This is a genomic window from Caldicoprobacter faecalis (assembly GCF_900115765.1).
GTDB classification, from domain to species: domain Bacteria; phylum Bacillota; class Clostridia; order Caldicoprobacterales; family Caldicoprobacteraceae; genus Caldicoprobacter; species Caldicoprobacter oshimai.
In genome coordinates this window covers 1-3,617 of the sequence record NZ_FOXR01000070.1, presented here as the reverse complement: position 1 = coordinate 3,617, position 3,617 = coordinate 1, and the positions used below count along the sequence as shown (strand labels likewise).

4 protein-coding genes and 1 pseudogene are annotated in these 3,617 nt (G+C 47.7%); all 5 read right to left on the bottom strand.

The window, feature by feature from the left end:
* A pseudogene (locus BM241_RS13265) lies at positions 1–77 on the bottom strand (GTP-binding protein); the annotation flags it as partial.
* A 32-nt stretch (positions 78–109) separates the two neighbouring features.
* Positions 110–2,176 (bottom strand): elongation factor G, encoded by a 2,067-nt coding sequence (gene fusA / locus BM241_RS11980; protein ID WP_025748458.1) that lies wholly within the window; start codon positions 2,174–2,176, stop codon positions 110–112.
* A 76-nt stretch (positions 2,177–2,252) separates the two neighbouring features.
* Entirely contained in the window at positions 2,253–2,723 is a 471-nt protein-coding gene (rpsG, locus tag BM241_RS11975; protein ID WP_025748459.1) for a 30S ribosomal protein S7, read from the bottom strand.
* A gap of 46 nt (positions 2,724–2,769) precedes the next feature.
* Complete coding sequence (gene rpsL, locus BM241_RS11970) at positions 2,770–3,144, bottom strand: 30S ribosomal protein S12 (RefSeq protein ID WP_025748460.1); 375 nt, start codon at positions 3,142–3,144, stop codon at positions 2,770–2,772.
* Between the two features lie 6 nt (positions 3,145–3,150).
* Positions 3,151–3,417, bottom strand: a complete 267-nt coding sequence (locus BM241_RS11965) for a ribosomal L7Ae/L30e/S12e/Gadd45 family protein (RefSeq protein ID WP_025748461.1) — start codon at positions 3,415–3,417, stop codon at positions 3,151–3,153.
* Positions 3,418–3,617 lie beyond the last annotated feature (200 nt).

Genomic DNA, 3,617 nt, shown 5'->3' with positions numbered 1-3,617 from the left:
GTCTTTCCGTGGTCTACGTGCCCTATCGTACCTATGTTTACGTGCGGTTTCGTCCTCTCAAACTTCGCCTTTGCCATCTCTTCTTTCCTCCTCCTTAAATTTTTTAAATTTACTTCTTTATAATTTTCTCAAGAAGGTTCTTTGGAACCTCTTCATAGTGGGACATCTGCATTACATAGCTACCTCGTCCCTGAGTCTTTGAACGAAGGTCAGTGGCATATCCAAACATCTCAGCCAATGGCACATAAGCCTTTATCACCTGCACACCGGAACGCAGCTCTGTACCTTCGATTCTCCCACGTCGAGAAGAAATATCGCCTATTACATCACCCATATACTCTTCTGGAACGGTCACCTCAACCTTCATAATGGGTTCCAGAAGCACAGGATCAGCTTTTTGCATGGCTTCCTTAAACGCCATAGAAGCCGCTACCTTAAAGGCCATCTCAGACGAGTCTACTTCATGGTACGAACCGTCAAAGACGGTAACCCTTACATCTATTACTGGATACCCGGCCAATACGCCGCTTTCCATGGCCTCACGAACGCCGCTTTCAACTGCCGGTATATATTCTTTAGGGATAACGCCGCCAACAATTTTGTTGACAAACTCAAATCCCTTACCCGGCTCAAGCGGTTCAACCTCAAGCCATACATGGCCGTACTGACCACGACCACCGGTCTGCCTGATGAACCTTCCCTCGGCCTTGACAGCCTTCTTGATGGTCTCGCGATAGGCCACCTGCGGCTTACCCACATTGGCCTCTACCTTAAATTCCCTGACCAAACGATCCACAATGATTTCAAGGTGCAGCTCTCCCATTCCAGCGATAATGGTCTGACCTGTTTCGTGGTCAACAAAAGCCCTGAAGGTGGGATCTTCCTCTGCCAGCCTCTGCAGCGCAACCGACAACTTTTCCTGGCCTGCCTTTGTCTTGGGTTCAATTGCAACCTGTATAACCGGCTCAGGAAATACCATCGACTCGAGGACTATCGGGTTATTCTCATCGCACAGGGTATGACCCGTTATGGTGTTCTTCAAGCCTACCACCGCTACTATGTCGCCTGCATAGGCCTCAGAGATCTCCTCGCGGTGATCGGCGTGCATGCGCAAAACTCGTCCAATCCTCTCCTTGGTACCCCTGGTGGTGTTGTACACATAGGTTCCAGACCTCAGCACACCGGAGTAGACGCGCACATACACCAGCTTTCCAACGTAGGGGTCAACCATTACCTTAAACGCCAAAGCGCTCAAAGGTTCATCATCCGATGGATGTCTTACGATCTCCCCGCCAGTATCAGGCGATGTACCTACCACAGGCGGTAAGTCAAGCGGTGAAGGTAGATAATCCACAATGGCATCGAGCAAAGGCTGTACCCCTTTGTTTCTGTACGATGAACCACACAGCACCGGCACTATCTTGAAAGAGATAGTAGCTTTGCGTAGCGCTGCCTTTATTTCCTCTTCTGCGAGCTCTTCGCCCTCGAGGTATTTCATCATGAGCTCGTCATCCTGCTCTGCAACAACTTCCAGCAGCTTGGTCCTGTACTCCTCAACCAGTTCTTTTAGGTCATCAGGGACTTCCTTTTCCTCGCTCTGGGTTCCCAGGTCATCAAGATAATATATGGCCTTATTCCGCACCAGGTCAACAATTCCTCTGAAGTCGGCTTCCTTCCCAATGGGGATTTGAATGGGAACAGGATTGGCTCCCAATCTTTCGCGGATCATGTTTACAACGTTGAAAAAGTCAGCCCCAACTATATCCATCTTGTTTACATATGCCAAGCGAGGAACTTTATATTTATTAGCCTGGCGCCAAACAGTTTCGGATTGTGGCTCTACTCCTCCTTTTGCGCAAAATATCGCCACAGAACCATCGAGAACGCGCAAAGAGCGTTCGACTTCTACTGTGAAGTCCACGTGCCCTGGCGTGTCAATGATGTTGATAAAGTGGCCCTTCCATATAGCTGTAGTAGCAGCCGATGTTATGGTAATACCGCGTTCCTGTTCCTGTACCATCCAGTCCATGGTAGCGGTACCTTCGTGTACCTCACCCATTCTATGGATCTTACCGGTATAGAACAGGATACGCTCGGTAGTAGTGGTCTTACCGGCATCAATGTGTGCCATTATACCGATATTTCTTACTTTTTCCATTGCTACTTCTCTAAGCATTGTTGCACCTCCTCCCTTCTAAGAACAGCATTCCAGCATTCTCCATGGTTCAGGACGTGGCGCAAAAATATACTCCTTACCATCTGTAGTGCGCAAAGGCCTTGTTGGCTTCTGCCATTCGATGAGTATCTTCCTTTTTCTTTACAGCACCACCAGTGTTGTTGGCAGCATCGATGATTTCAGCTGCCAGCCTTTCAACCATGGTCCTTTCATTGCGCTCTCTGGCATAATCAACCAGCCAGCGCAAGCCCAACGCCTGTCTCCTCTCCGGGTTGACTTCCACCGGCACCTGGTAGGTGGCACCACCAACCCTGCGAGGCCTCACTTCCAATACAGGCATTACATTGTTCAACGCCTGTTCAAAAACCTCCATTGGGTCCCTGCCGGTCTTCTGCCTGATAAGCTCAAAAGCCCCATAGCAAATCCTCTGCGCCAGAGACTTCTTCCCATCACGCATAACCTTGTTTATTAGCTTTGTCACCAGCTTGCTTCCATAAATGGGATCAGGGAGCACTTCCCGTTTAGGAACAGGTCCTTTCCTCGGCATTACATTCCCTCCTTAACAAAAACTCTAATCGCTTTTTTGCATCACATTACTTCTTGGGCTTCTTAGCACCGTACTTGGATCTCCCCTGTTGACGATTAGCAACGCCAGCAGCATCCAGAGCGCCACGTATAATATGATAACGCACACCGGGTAAGTCCTTAACCCTGCCCCCACGAATCAGAACCACCGAGTGTTCCTGCAAGTTGTGTCCAATTCCCGGAATGTATGCAGTAACCTCCACACCATTTACAAGGCGGACTCTCGCAATCTTACGAAGGGCAGAATTGGGCTTCTTGGGAGTAGTCGTCTTAACCGCGATACATACACCTCTCTTTTGGGGGCATCCCTTCAAGGCAGGTGCGGAAGACTTATATTCGCGCTTTTCTCTCCCTTTTCGAACCAATTGATTGATGGTTGGCATTACTCTCTACACCTCCTTTCGATCAGCATCTCTCAAAATAGCAGCTGTGGCAGCCCCTACGTCAATGCCACAGATTCTACCCAATTCCTTCATCGAGTTCACGTAAAAAATGGGAACGTTATTTTTCTCGCACTCTTTCTTTATCCTCTCGCTTATATATTCATCTACATCCTTAGCGAGGTAAACCCTAACCGCCTTACCGGCATTGATAGCCTTCAGCGTCTGCTTCGTGCCAACGGTTTTGGCTGAAGCATTTTTTAATTCCTCTAACATGGCTACCCCCATCTTTCACGGAAAACTTAAATATTTCTAAAAAACAACACACTGCAGTATTTTATCATTCTTAAATATCCCTGTCAACATATTTAAACACAAAAATGTTGTTATTCTGTGATAATGTCATATTGAAATTATTCTGATATAATGTCATACATGAGAGAGGAGATATTCAACATGACACAAAAAGAAATGAC